We start from the raw sequence: 17,114 nt of genomic DNA, 5'->3' as shown, positions 1-17,114 counted from the left end.
GTGTAGTGAGATATTAGTTTGTCTAGTGATAAATGCCCATTAATCTACATTCGATCGCTATAATGCAGTTCCTTGAATTTGATGGTGAAAGATGTTCCATGGGACCTATCCATCTGAACTGTGCCATCTAACTGTTTTACCAGACTGGTTACCAATTGAAAACCTAATGTATCCTTATTTTCCAGTTTAATATCCTCAGGCACTCCCACCCCATCATCTAATACTTTTAAAATGAAATATTCACCTTCTGATCTAAATTTAATTGTTATAATTCCAGTTCTATCCTCAGGGAAGGCATATTTCAAACTATTGGTTACCAGTTCATTCAAAATCAGACCACATGGAATTGCTGTGTCCAGACCTATTTTAACCTCCTCCATGTGGAAAGAAGTTTTAATTACACTCATTTTCTTACCATAGGAATAAAAGAGATCATTAACCAGTTTTTCGGTATATTCCTTGAAGTTTATACTGGTTAAGTTGGGAGATTGGTAGAGTTTCTCATGGATCATGGCCATGGTTTTTATCCGGTTCTGACTCTCTACCAGGATGTTAACAGTTTCCTCCTCTTCCACATACTTTTTCTGCAGATTTAATAGGCTGGAAATTATTTGCATGTTATTTTTAACCCTGTGATGAATTTCTCTTAGGAGAACTTCTTTTTCTTCCAAAGATTCTTTGAGGGCTTTCTCAGCTTTCTTCTTATCAGTAATATCACGGATGAAAGCTCCCACCCCCATTTTTTCATTCCCAATATTCACCGGGAATTTCAAAGTTTCATATATCTTTTTTCCAATTATTTCTTCAGTAACAAGTATTTTCTGATTTTTTAAAGCTTCTTCATCACTTTCACGGCAGTTCTGAGCCGATTCTAAAGGCATTAAATCAAAATCAGTTTTATCCAGGATTTCTTCTTCAGTACGGTTGAAAAACTTTTGATTGGCCTGGTTAACCATTACATATCTAAAGTGGTTATCCTTGAGATAGGCCATGTCCGAGGTGGAGTTGATGAAGGCCCGATACTTGTCTTCACTTTTAATCAGATCTTCTTCTGCCCTAATGCGCTGAATGGCAATGGAAGCCTGATGGACAATGGTTTCAATGGCTTCTTTATGATGTAGGGTTTCTCCTTGAGGAATTTGAATAACCAAACCCCCATAAAGGTTTTTTTCCCATAAAAAAGCAATGCTGTAAACTTCACCAATATTCACAAATCTTTCTATTAATTCACATACTTTGCGAGGTATTTTACCCATTACAACCCCATATATGCCTTCTTCAGATCGGACCAGTTTCCCCTCCTGGTGCAGGAATAGTAATTTTGAATCCAGTTCACTTAAAGAAAAAGTCAATGCGAATGGGTCTATCTTGAATTTTTCCAGGGCATCTGTGAATTTTTCCAGCCCCAAAACATCCACAATTTTCATATGTCTTTTATCTGACACCAGGGAACTTATGGTGACCATGGAAGATGGTAAAAGGTTTTTAACTGATTTTCCTATTATCTTGAATATTTCCACATCACTCTGGACACCGAGAAGTTGGATGAATGTTTCATTTATGGTATGGAGTTCCTGATAGTACTGGCGCTCCTTTTCTTCAGCTTTACGTATTTCCGTTAAATCAACCAGGGATACTATGTCAAAATTTTCCATGGGCCTCAGATAGAATCTTACTACTCTTTTTAAGCCTTTTTTAGAAGTAATTTCAGATTCCACGGGAACAATATCATCACCAGTGATTTCAACATTTTTTCTACGATGAATCCAATCATTCCTAGTCTTTTCTCGGATAATTTCGTCTGAAAATGCTTTTTTCCACCATGTTTTCATGTCAGGGACTTCATTCAAGCTGTAACCTGTAAATTCTGTGAATTTATCATTTAATAACTCTATCGTCCCATTTTGAGAGTTTATAATGCCCATGGGAATAGGCATGGAAGTTATTACTTTAAGTAGTTCCTTATGGCTTTTTTCAAGTTGTTCATTGGTTTCCAGGAGTAATTTCTCCTTCAATCCCATTTCACCAATTATTTCAGCTAATTCCACTAAAAATTTGATTCCTTTATTGATATAATCCTCATCGAAAACCGGGACTTTCCTTAAATCATTTATATATTCTTCCGGGTTGAAACCATATTTTTGGGCCTGTTTTCTGAAGAAATCCTCATCTGGATGTTGGAAAAAGAACTGGCCAGCGAATACATTAGCTAAATGTTCACCCCCCACATAAACCGGTACTGCCATGTCCACCAACCCATTAAGACAATGGTAACAGGAATATTTCTCCCCAGCAGTTAAATTACCAGAAAGATGCGTATCGCTTTCAAGACACCTTTTAAGTGTTTCTGGATGCTTTCGATGGAAATTGATGCATATATCCTGCCAACCCGCAGCAACCCAGGTTCCATCAGCACAAGTTAAGATGTTACCTTCAGAATCTATTAAAGTAGAAGTTATACCGGTAAGATCATGGAATATTTCCAGTATTTTCTTTATTCTTTCTGGATCAATTAAGTCTAAGAAGGTGTAACTGGCCATTTTGTCACTCACATGGAATGTACTAACCATTATTATATCCCTTCTAAATTAATAAAATAACGATAATAATTTCGGTGCAGTTATAATACTTTTCAAACCCTTGGAAAAACTTCATTTATATCACCAGCCCACATTTAATCTAAATGATGTGTATTTGGAAACTAAAAGAATGATTTGGAAGTGTGATGATGGAAATTGAGATAAAAAAGATTCCCCAGCAGCAGATGGCATTCATACGCATGAAAGGTAGTTATATGCAGATCCCGGAAACTCTGGGAAAAGTGGTGGGGTGGCTTATGACCCAGAATGTGGAGATACAAATACCAGTATACGGTTTGTATTACAACAATCCACTGGAAGTATCAGAAGAAGAACTGGATTGGGAAGTGGGAGCGGCCTTTGTTGGTGAACTAAATGGTGAGGGGGATATTCAGATAAAAACAGTTCCAGAACACCAGGTGGTTTCCACCATATTCAAAGGACCCTACGGTGAGGCAGCATCAGTTTACATGGCCCTGGTTGAATATGCTCAAAAGGAGGGTTACCAGATAATGGGCCCGGTTCTGGAAAGTTATCTCAATAGTCCAGATGAGGTTCCCGAAAGTGAACTTTTAACTGAAGTTCAGTTCCCAGTGATTAAAGAGTAGAATATCTTGTAAGTAATCTTCTCGAAGTTTGAAGACTACTGGTGGTTGTATAATGGGTGAATACGCATCCTGCCATCAGAAAAAAAATGTAGTGATAGGAGTAGGGTGTAATATTTATCCCTACTCTACCACTATTTTACTGGATGATTTTTTTTATTAGTGGATTGGCTAAATACACAAGATTAGCCCAGGCAAAGAAGTAGTAAGACAATCCAAGGGCTACTATGGATAAAAATGGTAGAATCATACTGCTTCGAGTAACCATCCTCTTGGATGATTCATCTAATTTTTCATCTACCAATCCTTTACGGACTGCATAGACCCAGTTGACACAATACAGGACACCGGCAAAAAACAGGTTCAACTGGAATATCATATTGGCTGTAAAGTAGTTACCAAATTCTCCAATTATCTCGGTGGAAAAAGGAACCATTGCTATGAAAAGCAGCCAGAAAACATTGATGGTGATCAAAGTAGTGTTGGAATGTTTAATGAAGAAAAATTGCTGGTGATTAACCCTCCAGAACCCGGCCAGTATCCAGAAACTAAGGGCATAACTTAGTAGTTTGGGCCATAAATCCCACAGTTGCTGTTGTAATGCGGCTTCATTCAATACCGAAGATACATCAGGAACACCTATGCTTAAAACCAGGAGGGTCATGGCAATGGCAAATATACCATCTACCAGTGTTTCAATACGACTGGTGGTCACCCAATTATTTATTGAATCAGAATAACTTGTTGTCATGAAAATATAGTTTTTTTCATTTAAGATATAATTATGGGGGTTTTAGATTATAGATATGACCCACTTACCTCATAAACCTAAATTAACCCCCTACCCAGGAACTTATCAGCCAAAACCATAAGTAATGAGTACATTTCGTGAATTATTACAAATAATCCTTAGTAATATTCAACTACTGGAATATTAAACTTAGTATCCTAATAGGGGCTGATTTCAGGGTTAATGGCTTTATTTTCATCTATTAATATGTATAGGTCCTTTACTTTTCCTGGTTTTACTCGGGTCAGATTAAGGTAACAGAAGGGACAATATGTCACCGTAGTTTTATTGTCTTCGAAAGATTTCAGGGCTTTACTGGTGGCCATTACCGGGTTATGAGCCATGACCCCTGCTCCAGCTCCACAGCAGGGACTGTTAGTTTTGTTTTTTGAATGAGGAAGGATGTTTCTTACCACTCGCCCCTTTTCCCGTGCGTGGCAGGGATCCTGAATGCTGAATTTACCTTTAATGGTAATTTCACTGATTAAATCAGCGAGTAAGATTATCTCAGGGTTGAATCCATCATTACCCAGGTAATATTTGTTAAGTGCATTATAACATCCCGGGCACAAGGTTATGATTCTTTTAACTCCCTTTTGTTTAAATTTGTCAATGTTTCTTCTTACGGCTTCTTCACCAGCACTCACATCACCCAGATTGAACAGTATGTTACCACAACAGGTTTCATTATCGAGGTTACTGTAATCTATTTTTTCGGCTTTCAGAATATTTTCTGCTGCCAGGAGTATTTCCGGAGTTTTATAAGTAGGTGTACATCCTTTAAATAACAGGGTTTCTGTATTCGAAGTCCCATCATCCCCTTTTTCATTTTCAATCCCATAGGAATTCCCGAATTTAGCGATTTTTTCCCTGATTTCTGCAACATGCCGAGCTATGATTCCCTTTTTCACCACATTTTCCCTTGCACTTTGATTAACCCCTGCAAGATGACAATGATTGCATAAATTACAGTTATAAAGTTTTTCCAGGTCTTTATTTTTGAGATCACCAGTTATCCTTAACTTCAAATTGCAGTAGAGGGAACTTATCGGAGCGCAATCAGAACTCCGGTTTAACCCTTTATCCAAATTTTTATTCATTTTACAACCTCTTTTAAATTATTTTCCCCTGATATCTCTCCATTTTTCTAATTCTTCAATAAATTTTCGGCTTTGTTCATCTAAAAATTTTAACTGCTCCCCGAAGTCTTCCAACATCTCAATTTCGCTTTTAAATTCTTCTTTATCTTTATATTTCTGGATTATTCTGGGCAGTATTTGAAAAAATGGTAGCAACGACTGGTTATAACGTTTTTTCTGGAGCTCAGTGTAGAGTGTAACCAGGTCTTTATCCATGAAAACGTAGACTTTCCGTGATTTTGGTTTTTTAAACCGTTTCACCATGTTGTTTTCTTCCATGGCCTTAAGAGTGGTACTCAATGCAGAGAGACTGTAACCAGTCATCTGGGATAGTTCACCTAGTGATATCTCTTCCGGCTCACTTTGAAGAACTGACATCAGCATGGAGGGGAAATCATCCACCCCCAAAGCTCTGAAACTGTTATATATAGCCTTTTTAAATTCTTCCTTGGGAGAATCTTCATTTTTCACCATATTATCATTTCCAAGTTCTAAATTATCTGAAGTAAGTGAACACGTTTCTATTTCTTTTTGGGGCTTTTAGATTTTCTCCGGCCTTGTAACCCAGAGCAACTCCAGATTTAACTTCATAACCCTCAGGTATTTTGAATTTTTTCATGTTTTCCAAGTTAATGAAGTAGAATTTGGCAAAACCAATCCAGCAGGATCCTATATCCATGCTTTCTGCTGCCAGGAGCATGTTCTGTGTTGCTGCCGAAGCATCTTCAGTTGGAGTTGGGCTTTCCTTATTGGCAGATACAATAATTGCCGTTGGTGCATGGTGGAAGATGTTTAAGTCCTCTGATTTCCCCATGTTGGCAATCCAGGGGATGTCTATCTTTTTCATCACTTCTTTAGCCCCTTCATTGATCTGGTTTATCAGCTCTTTATTCTGAATTACTGTAAAATGCCAGGATTGAGTATTGGCCCCGTTAGGCGCGTATATGGCTGATTCTAAGATTTTTTCCAGTTCTTCATCTTTAATCTGCTTATCTTGATATTTACGAACACTTCTTCTGGTTTTAATTGTTTCTAGAATTTCATTCATTTTCTAAACCCCATTTAAAAACTTTTACTATTTTCTTAATTTTCAGTACTTACTGAAAGTTATGAATAGTTGGTGAAGTTCATATATAAAGGTTTCGGGAAATGATGATCATTTAACAATCAATAAAATATGTACCAAATGAAAAACAAATCTAAGGTTATGGTGGAACCATGGAAGTAATAGAAAAAAGAATTGAAGAAGCCAAAGTGGCTTACATTCCACACAGTGGAACTTATGATAAGATTCCTGAATACATACAGGAAGTAGGACAATGGATTATGGAAAAAAAGCTTGAAATGGCTGGCCGGGTTTATGGAACCTACTACAACAGCCCCGAAGATGTGGCTGAGGAAGACTTGAGATACGAGATTGGTTTTTCATTTAAGGGAGATGCCGTGGCCGAAGGTAAAATAGGTATCAAAGAAATCCCTGAACACACGGTTCTGTCAGCTATTCACAAAGGACCTTATACCAAGGTTGGGCCAGTTATACATGCCGTGGTGGATTATGCTGTTGAAAATGGTTACGATATTGTAGGGCCAGTGACTGAAGTGTACCTCAACGATCCCCAAGAAGTTCCGGAAAGCGAACTTTTAACCGAAGTACAGTTTCCAGTTATAAAAATGAAATAATTTCAGAGAAATCTTTTTTTTAAACTTTTTTTATAAGTAAAATCTAGATTTAACCCAATAAAGTATTCCAAAAGATAATCAGCATATTTAGGGCTGCTTAAATTTCTCTTGATTTATCAGATATTTGGGTGTAATTTGGGCATAGCTATTTATTATTGGGATTAAATAAAATAGACTAGTTCTTAATTAATTCCAAAAGAATTAAAAGGACCATATCAAGAATCGTTATGACTGAAACCATATGAATTCAATGTCATGCATGGTTTAAAAAGCTTAAAAAACAAACATTTAAGAATAATGATAAGAACTATAAAATTATTAATAATATTATATTAAAACACTGGCTCGTGTTTATCATTGAATAGAACCAGGAGGAAAAATGCGTAACCTCGAAAAATTTAAAGAATACATCCCTCGAATGGGAGAATCTCATGTTAAAAGTGTTGCTTTATTAATTGATGGGCCTAACATGCTACGAAAGGAATTCAACTTTGATCTGGACGTAGTACAAGAAATACTTGCAGATTACGGGAAAATAAAGGTGGGGAAGGTTTTCCTAAACCAGTATGCATCAGATAAACTTATTGAAGCCATTGTTAACCAGGGTTTATCCCCTATTATTGTAGCCGGAGACATAGATGTTCAAATGGCAGTTGAAGCCTTTGAAGCCATACACAACCCCAACGTGGATGTGGTGGCCCTGATGACCAGGAACACTGACTTTTTACCACTGATCAACATTGCCAAAGAAAACGGGAAAGAAACCCTGGTTATTGGAGCAGAACCTGGTTTTAGTATCGCCCTTAAAAACTCCGCAGACAGTACCATAGTGTTGAAAAAACAACACCAACCCCATGGGGCAGTTTAAGTAAATTTTTTATAACTTTTTAAACACCCCCTTACTACTCTTTTTCGAATAAAATACTATTTTTTAGAATTAAAAATCAAATTGGATAATTAATCCAATTGAAATAAAGACCATTCCCTAATTTTTACATTAATACAGTATCCAATTCCATTTACATCCTTAATTCTTCACCCAACAAGTTTCAATTGATATTTAGATTTTTCCCTATGATTATGGGGAAAAATCTTAAAATAAAGTTTTTACTATTTGTCGGAAAACTTATATGGAAAGTAGGGTCTATCTTTAAGTCCGGTCCAACACTTTTAGTTTCAAGATATTCTGCAAACTGTATATAATTATTAATAGATAGCGACTAATTCTATATGGTGCACTATCATTTTCAATACTAAATCTTTAAGGTGATTGGTGCGATTATTATGGTCATTATTATGTTGATTGCTGCTTAAAAGGTGTTTCAAAATGTACGTGGTTGTAATGGGTGGTGGAAGAGTCGGTTTGAACCTGGCCTCTTTCTTGATTGCAGATGGTCATGATGTTACTCTTATTGAAAATGATGAAAATTTATGCACCAATGCTGCAGCAGAACTGGATGCACTGGTGATTTGTGGTAACGGTACCAACACCAAAACTCTGGAAGAGGCTAATGTGTCCAGTGCAGATGTTTTTGTGGCCGCCACTGGAAATGATGAAGCTAACCTTCTGGCCTGCATCCTGGTGAGGGAGTTCAAACTTCCTAAAATAATTGCCAGGGTAAGTGAACCCAGTCATGCTGAGGCATTCCGTAAGGTTGGTATTGACTCGGTTATCAGCCCCGAGATCACCGCAGCCAGTTACCTGGAAAAACTGATTATCAGACCTAAAATCGCTGACCTGGTAGTGATGGGGAAGGGTGATGCCGAACTACTTGATTTTAACCTGGAAAATGAGAAGGTGGTTGGCAAGAGAGTGGGAGATATCAGCCCTACCGAAGACTTTATAATCGTGGCAGTGTATGAAAACGGAGATATAACCATTCCAAAACCAGACATAGTTCTGAAAAAGGGTATGAAGGTTTCTATTCTGGTGAAGACCAAGTCTGCCCGTGAAGTAATGCAAAGATTCACCAAATAACACTTACTGTCTAATTTTAAATCATTGAACTGTCCAATTCATGTATAATTTTCTATTTTAGGTTTATTTTTACCAAAATTTATTATCCCTATAAATGGATGTTAAATTCTAAATCTGACCAATTTAAAGCCCCAACTCTTAAATAGGTAAATTAAATAAATTCATTAAGATTGTTTGTAAATTAATAAATGATATAAAATTTGGGGGCCAAGCATGATTTTAGTTACTGGTGCCACTGGACACATTGGAAACGTTCTGGTGAATAAACTAATTAGGCGTGGAGGGGATGTTAGAGTTTTGACCATTCCCAGAGATGACATCACATCCCTCTCTGGACTAGATGTGGAAAGCATTACTGGAGATATAACTGATTTTGATTCCATTTTACCCGCATTTGATGGTGTAGATGTGGCATTCCATCTAGCAGGAATTATCTCCATAATGCTTGGACAGGATGAGCTTCTCTACCGTTTTAACGTGGAATGAACCCGTAATGTGGTGGAAGCCTGCCTCAGGAGTGATGTTGATCTCCTAATTTACACCAGTTCAGTTCACGCCCTAATGGAACCACCACATGTGACTCGGATTGATGAGAACTGCCATTACCAGCCTGAATATTCCAGGGGAGGTTATGATCGAACCAAAGCCCTGGCATCACTGGAAGTCTTAGAAGGAGTGAAAAAAGGTCTTGATGGAGTGATCGTCTGCCCCAGTGGGATAATAGGCCCCTGTGACTACAATGTATCCCAAATGGGCCAATTGATCCTGAATTATATGAAAGGAGATTTAAAGGCATACATTGACGGAGCCTATGACTTTGTGGATGTGAGGGATGTGGCAAATGGGCTTATTTTGGCCTGTAAAAGGGGAAAAGCAGGTGAAAGTTACATATTGTCCGGTGAAAAGATCACAGTACTTGAATTAATGGATGTACTGGAAGAAATCACCAGAGTAAAACGCCCCTGGCTAAAATTTCCCCATTGGATGGCTGTTGCCGCCGGGAAATTAGCTCCACTGTATTACCGGAACCGTAAAAGCAAACCACTCTTCACCAGTTATTCAGCCGAAGTATTGGTAAGTAATTGTGATATAAGTAATTTAAAAGCCCGGAAAGATCTAGGTTACAATCCTCGCCCCATTAAAGATTCACTGGAAGATTCTGTGGAATGGTTTAGGAAAAATCGTTAGTGGAATAATCCTTTGTAAAATAAATATTAAACCTCTTCATCCTGCTCGGCAATGCAAAAAGGACATACCGCTAACGGATTATTATCGTTATTATCTTTCACCGGGCAAGTGTACTTATCCCCCTCCTTTTTAACCGTAAACCCTCCCGGGAAAAGGGTTCCCACTTGGTGGATGGGTTCATCCCTAATGAATGTAGTATATAAAGATAGGATGGAGTATATCCTGAGAAAAGTCGGATCCGTTTCTTGCATGTTTTCTCCCAGTTTTTCCTGTTGAGAAAGGATGTCAATGGCAGTGTTCAACTCCTCCACATCCAATTTACCGGAGTAACGGAGGTTATCCTCTTTAACTTCCCGGATACGGATCATGAATGCTGTTTCAGCCTTTATATATTCACTCTTATAGCTGGTATGTATGCATTCAGCTACTTGTTGAATTTGAAGACTGCATCGTACGATATCCGAAAGATTCAACTTTCGAGCATCTTCACGAAGTAGCGTTAAAAGCTCGTTTTTAGTGGTTTGACCCTGAAAAGTCAAACTTTTAACTTTGTTTAACATACCGTGACTCTCTTTTTATAATGTTAATTTAGGAGGGAATAAATTTTGATAATCTCCCAAAAAAATTTATTTTTTAATATTTTGCGTTAAACTGCTAGTTCCCTACCCATCCCAGGCTTTCCATTAGTTGATCTCCTAAGAGTTCCCTCAATGAATTCAATTTTCCACTGTTTTCCGCCTTTAAGAGCGGTTTGCACTGTTTCAGGGTGCTGTCTCCAGAGAGTAGTTTCATGGAAAATGCCATGCAGGTGGCAGTTCCGCATTCTTCGCAGTTGGTCTGGGGGAGGCAATTGTAGAGGTTTAATGGTCCAATCTTTGATAGTTTTTCTGATAGATCCTCGCCACCATTTCCACTCTCACTTTCCAGGTAGCACTGGTTTATTTTTTCCATAAACCCGGTTATTATTTCAATCCCTTCTTCCGGGTCCCTGGTGTTCATCATCATGATTTTCCCGGATGGGAAAAATGATATAACCCTTTCGTGGGTGTTAAGTGTTAGGATTTTTTTGTGGGGGATATAATTCACCTTTCCCGGAGGGAATTTACTTGCAAATGTGGGCATTACCTGATCAAGTGTTGAATCAAGTTGCATTGCTAGTTTAACCCTTCCTTCTTCAGCCATGCAGGGCATTATCTTGGTTATGGAAACACTTTTTACCAGGGGCCCCTCTTTGAAAATATCAAATTTTAGTTCTTTCATTTCCATTTTAATTGCCTCTTAAATTTTTATTATATGATTTTTTGACTTTGAAAGATTGTAAAGAGTTTTATCATCAATTAATTCAGCTATTTCCACTAAATCCCCATATTCGATTCCCCTCTGGGTTAAAGAAGCCAAATGTATGAATAAATTCCCCTCAGGGAAAATAGAATATGACAATTCACCCACTGAAGGGTATCCAATGGTTTTTTCTGAGGATTGGTCTTTAAGTGCGGCATAGACCCCCTCACCCATTAGTAATATATCAGCCTGGATTCCTTTATCCCGGCTGGCTATTGCAATATAGATCCCGCTCAGTGCATTTTCATGCCCATATGGAGCTTTATCTATGATTATGAGTGCGGAATTCATGTTATCCTCCCAGGGTTATAACTTTACTATCTCCCAGCATCCACTCCGCAAGATCATAGACACTGGTTATTTCCACACCCTCCCAAAACTGGGACTGGTCATGGTATCCTCTGGAAACAGCACATCTAATGCAGGCTTTAATTTCACAGCCATTTTCTATCAAACCCTGGAATAACTGGGAAATATTCTGGAAATCACGGGGATTTTGATCTTTTTGAAGATTATGCACCCCATCCATGTATAGAAATATTTTAACACCATAACCTAGATTTAGAGCAGCTTCGGCCATTTCACATCCAATATTTACGTATTGTGAAATATAAGGGCCGTCCAATAACACAATGACCATTGTTTTGTTATTCTGTGAATTTTCCTTTGGAATGTCCATTAGTCCCACCATCTATCAGAATCTAATTTGTTTAAAGCCTAAAGTGTTTAAAATGCCCTAAAGTTTTAAAAGGCCCTAAAGTGTTTAAAAGCTTATCACCTGGTCAAAATTGCCCATAACATCCCTGACCAGATGATCATACTGTTCAAACACATTTATACCATCTTTTATTTGTCCATCAATTCCCCGGGCTTTAAGATCGTTACCATACACATAGACCTTTGAATTTTTAAAAATACCCTCTAAATCAGGATTTTTGTAATTTTTAGCTGCACTATAAACTCCATTACCCACCAAATAGATGGAGATATTATCATTACTTACGTGTAATTGTGCAAAAGTCATAAATGTTTGAAATCCCTGTTCAGAAGGACTTTTAGTTAATATGAAGCCAATTTGCATTTTTATCCCCATGAATATAGATTAATTGATAATTTTCCTGACTATTCCGGCATTTTTAGGTTATAAAACTATTATTTTCTTGAACATATTTTTCTAATCAGTTAAGAATTTCTTTAATCAGTTAAGATTCCTTAAAGTAACGTTTCTGAAAAATTAAGGCAACATTAACCAGACTTATTAGGATAGGAACCTCTATTAGTGGGTCGATTACAGCTGCAAATGCTACACTTGATCCTATTCCAAGACGGCAACTGCTACTGCAATAACTAGTTCAAAATTGTTACTTGCTGCTGTAAATGACAGTGTTCCGGTTTTGGAGTAATCTGCCCATGATGTGTAACCCAGTGACTTGGCCGGCATATCATCTTTCATTTATTGGTCCCCAGTGACTATCTATTTTTAATTAGTTCATCTAAACTTTCAGTGATTTTTGGATTGGACAGGCTGTAATGTACCCAAACCCCTTCCTTACGCCATTTTAAAAATCCGGCCTTTTTCAGGATGTTCAAATGGTGAGATACTGTTGGTTGTGGTTTTTCCATTGCAGTGATTATCTCACAAACACATAATTCTCCACATTTTAATAAGTGGAGTATTTTAAGTCGTGTTGGATCTGCAAGAGCCTTTATGGTGTCTGCATTTTGAAGTAATATATCATCATCTGGGATTTCGGAGGTTATCTTTTTCAGTCGTTTAATCTGATCTTCATTGGGCTTTTCTCCAGTGCCAACTTCACATGATTTCATGAACTTTGCTATTTACATATGATATATTTAAATATATGGATGTTTTATTTATTGATGATGAAAACAAAAGCATCCCAAAGCAAAGAAAAGGTTTTATTTCTATGCAATCAAAATTCAGCAAGGTCTCAAATGGCTGAAGGGCTTCTAAAATCGATATATGGTGAAAATTTTGAAGTTTATAGTGCAGGAAACAATCCAAGTACCGTAAATCCATATGCAGTTAAGGTATTAGAAGAAGTTGGTGTTGATATATCAGATAACCGTTCAAAAAGTCTCAAAGAATTTGAGGACTTTGAATTTGATTATGTGGTTACAGTATGCGGAGGAGAAGGTGAGGCATGTCCCTTTTTCCATGGAGGAAAAACTTATCTCCATGAATCATTTGAAGATCCGGTGGCAGTTGACGGAAATGACCATGAAAAAACTGATGCTTTCAGAAGAATTAGAGATGAAATTAAAGAATGGATCAACGTAACATTTTATAGAGGTGAGTAAATGATTAAAGTTGCAATAGCCACTGACGGACCATACGGAGACCGAGCATACGATACCATAAAAAAAGAATTTGATACCAAATTTATAGAGCTTGAACAACCTACTTCCATGTTTATAGATGACATTGAAATACTTGAAGAAAATGTCAAACAGATTGAAGATGCTAATATCCTCATAACCTACACTACACATCCAGATCTCACGTTAGAACTGGTAGAAAGATTTGCAGATAAAGTTGATTGGATAATAGTGGCCGCATGGAGGGGTGATGGTTTTAAAAACCAGTTAGAATCATATGATAATGTTGTCTGCCCTTATATAATGTGTGAACTTGAAGAAAATGGTAACCCTATCTTTGATAAGTTTGTGTCAGATATAGGGAAACCCAAAGTTGTACTGAAATTAGATGGAAATAAACTTAAGGACATAGTGGTATTAAGATCATCCCCTTGCGGATCAACCTCTTTTGTATCTGATTTTATAAAAGAGAGTTATCTGGGTAAAAAATTAGACCCTGAAAATCTCCCAACAGAAGCCGGACTAAAATTACAACATTATCCATGTCGAGCAGCGAAAATGCGACTTTTCTCTGATGAAGAATGTAAAAAAGAGATGGCATCTGGGCTTCACAGAGACGCTTTTGAAGAGGCAATTGCCTTTGCCCACCGGACTTTGGAAAATCGTGACTTGAAAATATAAAATAAACATATTAGCCGGAAAACCGTTTCCATTAAATGATATTTTAGAATTAATAACAGTTCCAGGTGCGGGGAATGAATAAAAATCATATTTATATATCAATCGTGGCCATAATTGCGCTATTATTGATTTTTTTTATTCCAAGATATCTTTCTGTCAGCAATACTCCAGAAGACATAACTAGCACTAATGTTTCTACTGAAACCGTGAAAAATATTGAAGTTATACATTTTCATGGGACAGCTCAGTGTGATTCGTGTATAAGAGTTGGTGACTTAGCAGAAGAAACAATTAATGAAAATTTTGAAAACGAGATTAAGTCAGGAAAGATTACTTTTAAACATATTAATGCGGAATTACCTGAAAATGCGGCAATTGTAGAAGAATATGGTGTTAAAAGTGCTTCTTTATGGCTTGGAATCAATTCCACATCAAGATTTCGCACTGAAGAAATTGTACAGGTGTGGTATAAAACAGACAATCCATCGGAATACAAGAGCTATCTAACTGAATTATTGAAAAAACGATTGAATGGGGAAACGAAGTAAATGAATTTTGTTGAATCAATGGCCACTGATAGTTTCCCACTTTTAGCCGCGTTTTTCATTGGTTTAATGACTGCAATAAGTCCTTGCCCATTAGCTACCAATATTACCGCTATTGCTTATATTTCTAAAAAAATTGAAGGTGGGAAAAAAACTTTAATCACTGGATTTTTTTACACACTTGGAAGAATGTTCATATATGTTTCATTGGCCTCATTGATTGTATATGTGGGGCTAAATATACAATCTGTGGCATTATTCTTACAAAAATATGGTGAAAAAATTTTAGGTCCTTTTTTAATTATTGTGGGGATATTGCTGTTAAATGTAATTAAATTCAATTTTTTCCGTGGCAACAAAAAGATAAATGAAATCCAAGTAAGATTATCTGAAAAAGGATATGTAGGGGCTTTTTTATTAGGGGCACTATTTGCTCTTGCATTTTGTCCCCTCAGTGCTGTGTTATTTTTTGGAATTTTAATTCCCCTAGCCATGAAATTTTCGGATGGTATTTTAATACCTTCGGTTTTCGCAATTGCAACAGGATTGCCAGTTATAATCTTTTCAATTATACTAACATTCAGCATTGGCAAGTTAGGGCAATTAATGAATAAAGTACAGATTTTTGAAAAATGGATGAGGTATATTGTGGCAACGCTCTTTATTTTAACTGGATTTTATTATATTTTTATTGTTTGGATTTAGAATAATATCTAAAAAATTCTACTTTTTTTTATTTTCTTTCGTTCCAGCTATTCTGCATCTTACACCCATTAACCAGATTAAAAAGTAAAAAAAGATCAATACCATTGCTATTTGAATTATCTTACCGTTAAATGATTCAAACAGATTGAATAAAACACCACTAACATACAGAGCACCTATAACAAATAAAATAATGTAGGGTCTTAGATTTTTTATGTTTCTGAAAGCTTTTGTAGGGCTGTTTTGGAGTTGTAGCCTAGTGTTGTGATTAGTCCTGCTAAAAATACAATTAATATGGTGGTTTTTTCAGCTGATTTTGGTGTATATTTGTGTATTTTTTTCAAGTTAAGTCCTGATTTGCATAATTTGAAGAAATCCTCTATTTTTCCACGTATAGGTTTGTATCGTTTCCAATTCATGATTTTTTGGATTAATATCTTGGTTAATGTTTTGTATAGTTTTTTAGCTTTGATTTCAGTCTTTTTATTTTTGAATACGCGTAATGGATAGGTTAATTTGTCTTTGAGTTTTTGTAGTTTGAATTTTTCTTTTGGGAAAATTAAAGGAACGATTTTGTATTTGGATATGCCGATTTGGTAGTTTTCGTATTTGTAATATCCTCTGTCGAATATTATTGTGTCTTTTTTTCGGATTATTCGCCTTTTACGGAGGTTTTCCATTATTTCGTTGAAGATTTTGGTGTCGTGTGGTGCTCCGCTGTGGATTAAAATGGCAACGGGCATTGCAGATTCGTGTTCTATGACTATGGTGGCTTTAAATCCTATGTAATATCCGTAGGATGATGCGTAGCTCCATTTTAGATTTTGTTTTTTTAAGTATTTTTTGGAGCGATGTTTACGTTTAGTATTGTAATCTAAATCTACAGGTGTGGCATCGACAATAAATGTTCGTTTTCCGCGTCTTTTAATTGGTTTAGTTTGCATTAATATGCTGTTTGTGATTTTAACGAATGTATCTGGTTGAAATCTTGATATGAATTCTGAAATTTGAAGTGCGCTGGGCACTTCATTTATTTGGAAGAATTTTTGCAACTTTTTATCTCTTTCAAGCTCAGAAACAACGAATTCTATTGTTGTATTAAAAAACATGGCTGTGAATAAAATTTTGATTGATTTAATCATCATATTGGTGTTTTTAACACCTTTAGAAGCGATTATTGTTCGTGATTTTCGAGAACCGATAATTTTAAATATTTTCTCTAACAAGATATAGTTTGGGTCTTCTTTACTGTAATTTAAACAATGCTTCATTGTTTTCACCAAAATAATATATGTAAGCATTAAGTTTTAAATTTAACGGTTTAGAAGCCCAATTATTCTTATAAGGTTAAAATTAAATTGTATTTTACGAAATTAGTTATCAATGAGCTCATTAAATATAAAAAACAAGAAGAAAAATCCTTCTTTCAAGAAGAAAAATCTAAGACCCTAAAAATAATGATTAAAACTTTTTGCAATATTTTTTCATATTTCCTAAGACCGTGAAACATATTTTTTGATGCTCTATTTTACTGATGCAGGAT

At 36.3% G+C, this 17,114-nt stretch carries 21 protein-coding genes and 1 pseudogene; 9 read left to right on the top strand and 13 right to left on the bottom strand.

Annotated elements, in window-relative coordinates:
- Window positions 1-44: 44 nt before the first annotated feature.
- Window positions 45-2,570 (bottom strand): PocR ligand-binding domain-containing protein, encoded by a 2,526-nt coding sequence (locus BK009_RS11495; RefSeq protein WP_100909624.1) that lies wholly within the window; start codon window positions 2,568-2,570, stop codon window positions 45-47.
- Window positions 2,571-2,725: 155 nt separating this feature from the next.
- On the opposite strand from BK009_RS11495, the gene BK009_RS11490 reads away from it, so the two are divergent.
- Window positions 2,726-3,187 carry a GyrI-like domain-containing protein gene (locus BK009_RS11490; protein ID WP_232727973.1) on the top strand — a complete coding sequence of 154 codons (462 nt, stop codon included), beginning with the start codon at window positions 2,726-2,728 and terminating at the stop codon, window positions 3,185-3,187.
- A 136-nt stretch (window positions 3,188-3,323) separates the two neighbouring features.
- On the opposite strand, the gene BK009_RS11485 is transcribed toward BK009_RS11490, so the two are convergent.
- The 4 genes from BK009_RS11485 to BK009_RS11470 form a co-directional block, all read right to left on the bottom strand.
- A complete protein-coding gene (locus BK009_RS11485; protein ID WP_100904938.1) occupies window positions 3,324-3,935 on the bottom strand; it encodes a TMEM175 family protein in 612 nt (203 codons plus the stop codon).
- Window positions 3,936-4,132: 197 nt separating this feature from the next.
- A complete protein-coding gene (locus tag BK009_RS11480; protein ID WP_100909623.1) occupies window positions 4,133-5,074 on the bottom strand; it encodes a (Fe-S)-binding protein in 942 nt (313 codons plus the stop codon).
- Between the two features lie 18 nt (window positions 5,075-5,092).
- Window positions 5,093-5,587, bottom strand: coding sequence for a GbsR/MarR family transcriptional regulator (locus BK009_RS11475; protein ID WP_100904940.1), 495 nt, complete (start codon window positions 5,585-5,587; stop codon window positions 5,093-5,095).
- Window positions 5,588-5,609: 22 nt separating this feature from the next.
- Window positions 5,610-6,161: a nitroreductase family protein gene (locus tag BK009_RS11470; protein WP_100909622.1), complete on the bottom strand. Its 552-nt coding sequence runs from the start codon at window positions 6,159-6,161 to the stop codon at window positions 5,610-5,612.
- A 170-nt stretch (window positions 6,162-6,331) separates the two neighbouring features.
- Between BK009_RS11470 and BK009_RS11465 the strand changes: the two genes are divergently transcribed.
- The 4 genes and pseudogenes from BK009_RS11465 (at window position 6,332) to BK009_RS11450 (ending at window position 9,959) form a co-directional block, all read left to right on the top strand.
- Entirely contained in the window at window positions 6,332-6,793 is a 462-nt protein-coding gene (locus BK009_RS11465; protein WP_100907374.1) for a GyrI-like domain-containing protein, read from the top strand.
- 379 nt (window positions 6,794-7,172) lie between these two features.
- The gene (locus BK009_RS11460) at window positions 7,173-7,661 is read left to right on the top strand and encodes a TIGR00288 family NYN domain-containing protein (protein ID WP_100904943.1); all 489 of its coding nucleotides are present in this window, start codon (window positions 7,173-7,175) and stop codon (window positions 7,659-7,661) included.
- A 459-nt stretch (window positions 7,662-8,120) separates the two neighbouring features.
- Window positions 8,121-8,771: a potassium channel family protein gene (locus BK009_RS11455; RefSeq protein WP_100909621.1), complete on the top strand. Its 651-nt coding sequence runs from the start codon at window positions 8,121-8,123 to the stop codon at window positions 8,769-8,771.
- 213 nt (window positions 8,772-8,984) lie between these two features.
- A pseudogene (locus BK009_RS11450) lies at window positions 8,985-9,959 on the top strand (SDR family oxidoreductase).
- A 26-nt stretch (window positions 9,960-9,985) separates the two neighbouring features.
- Here the strand turns inward: BK009_RS11450 and BK009_RS11445 are convergent.
- The 7 genes from BK009_RS11445 to BK009_RS11415 all read right to left on the bottom strand — a co-directional run bounded on the left by BK009_RS11445 (window position 9,986) and on the right by BK009_RS11415 (window position 13,127).
- Window positions 9,986-10,519 carry a DUF2115 family protein gene (locus BK009_RS11445; protein ID WP_100909620.1) on the bottom strand — a complete coding sequence of 178 codons (534 nt, stop codon included), beginning with the start codon at window positions 10,517-10,519 and terminating at the stop codon, window positions 9,986-9,988.
- Window positions 10,520-10,613: 94 nt separating this feature from the next.
- Window positions 10,614-11,225 carry a (Fe-S)-binding protein gene (locus tag BK009_RS11440; protein WP_100909619.1) on the bottom strand — a complete coding sequence of 204 codons (612 nt, stop codon included), beginning with the start codon at window positions 11,223-11,225 and terminating at the stop codon, window positions 10,614-10,616.
- A 12-nt stretch (window positions 11,226-11,237) separates the two neighbouring features.
- Window positions 11,238-11,591: a DsrE family protein gene (locus BK009_RS11435; protein WP_100909618.1), complete on the bottom strand. Its 354-nt coding sequence runs from the start codon at window positions 11,589-11,591 to the stop codon at window positions 11,238-11,240.
- 1 nt (window position 11,592) lies between these two features.
- The gene (locus BK009_RS11430) at window positions 11,593-11,979 is read right to left on the bottom strand and encodes a DsrE/DsrF/TusD sulfur relay family protein (protein ID WP_100909617.1); all 387 of its coding nucleotides are present in this window, start codon (window positions 11,977-11,979) and stop codon (window positions 11,593-11,595) included.
- An 84-nt stretch (window positions 11,980-12,063) separates the two neighbouring features.
- The gene (gene tusB, locus BK009_RS11425; protein ID WP_100909616.1) at window positions 12,064-12,381 is read right to left on the bottom strand and encodes a sulfurtransferase complex subunit TusB; all 318 of its coding nucleotides are present in this window, start codon (window positions 12,379-12,381) and stop codon (window positions 12,064-12,066) included.
- 234 nt (window positions 12,382-12,615) lie between these two features.
- Entirely contained in the window at window positions 12,616-12,753 is a 138-nt protein-coding gene (locus tag BK009_RS12890; protein ID WP_269467087.1) for a hypothetical protein, read from the bottom strand.
- A 17-nt stretch (window positions 12,754-12,770) separates the two neighbouring features.
- The gene (locus tag BK009_RS11415; RefSeq protein WP_100909615.1) at window positions 12,771-13,127 is read right to left on the bottom strand and encodes an ArsR/SmtB family transcription factor; all 357 of its coding nucleotides are present in this window, start codon (window positions 13,125-13,127) and stop codon (window positions 12,771-12,773) included.
- Window positions 13,128-13,184: 57 nt separating this feature from the next.
- Between BK009_RS11415 and BK009_RS11410 the strand changes: the two genes are divergently transcribed.
- From BK009_RS11410 to BK009_RS11395, 4 genes are all read left to right on the top strand, one after another.
- The gene (locus BK009_RS11410) at window positions 13,185-13,622 is read left to right on the top strand and encodes an arsenate reductase ArsC (protein WP_211290136.1); all 438 of its coding nucleotides are present in this window, start codon (window positions 13,185-13,187) and stop codon (window positions 13,620-13,622) included.
- Complete coding sequence (locus BK009_RS11405; protein ID WP_100909613.1) at window positions 13,623-14,321, top strand: DUF166 domain-containing protein; 699 nt, start codon at window positions 13,623-13,625, stop codon at window positions 14,319-14,321.
- A gap of 74 nt (window positions 14,322-14,395) precedes the next feature.
- Window positions 14,396-14,869 carry a nitrophenyl compound nitroreductase subunit ArsF family protein gene (locus BK009_RS11400; RefSeq protein WP_100909612.1) on the top strand — a complete coding sequence of 158 codons (474 nt, stop codon included), beginning with the start codon at window positions 14,396-14,398 and terminating at the stop codon, window positions 14,867-14,869.
- A complete protein-coding gene (locus BK009_RS11395) occupies window positions 14,870-15,571 on the top strand; it encodes an aromatic aminobenezylarsenical efflux permease ArsG family transporter (RefSeq protein ID WP_100909611.1) in 702 nt (233 codons plus the stop codon).
- Window positions 15,572-15,783: 212 nt separating this feature from the next.
- Here BK009_RS11395 and BK009_RS11390 read toward each other — a convergent pair whose 3' ends face one another.
- Complete coding sequence (locus tag BK009_RS11390) at window positions 15,784-16,842, bottom strand: transposase (protein ID WP_100909610.1); 1,059 nt, start codon at window positions 16,840-16,842, stop codon at window positions 15,784-15,786.
- Window positions 16,843-17,114: the final 272 nt, after the last annotated feature.

The organism is Methanobacterium subterraneum (assembly GCF_002813695.1).
Taxonomy (GTDB): Archaea; Methanobacteriota; Methanobacteria; order Methanobacteriales; family Methanobacteriaceae; genus Methanobacterium; species Methanobacterium subterraneum.
This window is presented reverse-complemented; position numbering and strand designations above follow the sequence as displayed.

Bases quoted from the DNA above. Each gene is read 5' to 3' on its own strand.
- BK009_RS11430 (WP_100909617.1), bottom strand. From the start codon at position 11,979: ATGGACATTCCAAAGGAAAATTCACAGAATAACAAAACAATGGTCATT.
- BK009_RS11415 (WP_100909615.1), bottom strand. From the start codon at position 13,127: ATGAAATCATGTGAAGTTGGCACTGGAGAAAAGCCCAATGAAGATCAG.
- BK009_RS11435 (WP_100909618.1), bottom strand. From the start codon at position 11,591: ATGAATTCCGCACTCATAATCATAGATAAAGCTCCATATGGGCATGAA.
- BK009_RS11480 (WP_100909623.1), bottom strand. From the start codon at position 5,074: ATGAATAAAAATTTGGATAAAGGGTTAAACCGGAGTTCTGATTGCGCT.
- BK009_RS11400 (WP_100909612.1), top strand. From the start codon at position 14,396: ATGAATAAAAATCATATTTATATATCAATCGTGGCCATAATTGCGCTA.
- BK009_RS11485 (WP_100904938.1), bottom strand. From the start codon at position 3,935: ATGACAACAAGTTATTCTGATTCAATAAATAATTGGGTGACCACCAGT.
- BK009_RS11460 (WP_100904943.1), top strand. From the start codon at position 7,173: ATGCGTAACCTCGAAAAATTTAAAGAATACATCCCTCGAATGGGAGAA.
- BK009_RS11395 (WP_100909611.1), top strand. From the start codon at position 14,870: ATGAATTTTGTTGAATCAATGGCCACTGATAGTTTCCCACTTTTAGCC.
- BK009_RS11390 (WP_100909610.1), bottom strand. From the start codon at position 16,842: ATGAAGCATTGTTTAAATTACAGTAAAGAAGACCCAAACTATATCTTG.
- BK009_RS11455 (WP_100909621.1), top strand. From the start codon at position 8,121: ATGTACGTGGTTGTAATGGGTGGTGGAAGAGTCGGTTTGAACCTGGCC.
- BK009_RS12890 (WP_269467087.1), bottom strand. From the start codon at position 12,753: ATGAAAGATGATATGCCGGCCAAGTCACTGGGTTACACATCATGGGCA.
- BK009_RS11410 (WP_211290136.1), top strand. From the start codon at position 13,185: ATGAAAACAAAAGCATCCCAAAGCAAAGAAAAGGTTTTATTTCTATGC.
- BK009_RS11470 (WP_100909622.1), bottom strand. From the start codon at position 6,161: ATGAATGAAATTCTAGAAACAATTAAAACCAGAAGAAGTGTTCGTAAA.
- BK009_RS11490 (WP_232727973.1), top strand. From the start codon at position 2,726: ATGATGGAAATTGAGATAAAAAAGATTCCCCAGCAGCAGATGGCATTC.
- BK009_RS11475 (WP_100904940.1), bottom strand. From the start codon at position 5,587: ATGGTGAAAAATGAAGATTCTCCCAAGGAAGAATTTAAAAAGGCTATA.
- BK009_RS11465 (WP_100907374.1), top strand. From the start codon at position 6,332: ATGGAAGTAATAGAAAAAAGAATTGAAGAAGCCAAAGTGGCTTACATT.
- tusB (WP_100909616.1), bottom strand. From the start codon at position 12,381: ATGCAAATTGGCTTCATATTAACTAAAAGTCCTTCTGAACAGGGATTT.
- BK009_RS11445 (WP_100909620.1), bottom strand. From the start codon at position 10,519: ATGTTAAACAAAGTTAAAAGTTTGACTTTTCAGGGTCAAACCACTAAA.
- BK009_RS11495 (WP_100909624.1), bottom strand. From the start codon at position 2,570: ATGGTTAGTACATTCCATGTGAGTGACAAAATGGCCAGTTACACCTTC.
- BK009_RS11440 (WP_100909619.1), bottom strand. From the start codon at position 11,225: ATGGAAATGAAAGAACTAAAATTTGATATTTTCAAAGAGGGGCCCCTG.
- BK009_RS11405 (WP_100909613.1), top strand. From the start codon at position 13,623: ATGATTAAAGTTGCAATAGCCACTGACGGACCATACGGAGACCGAGCA.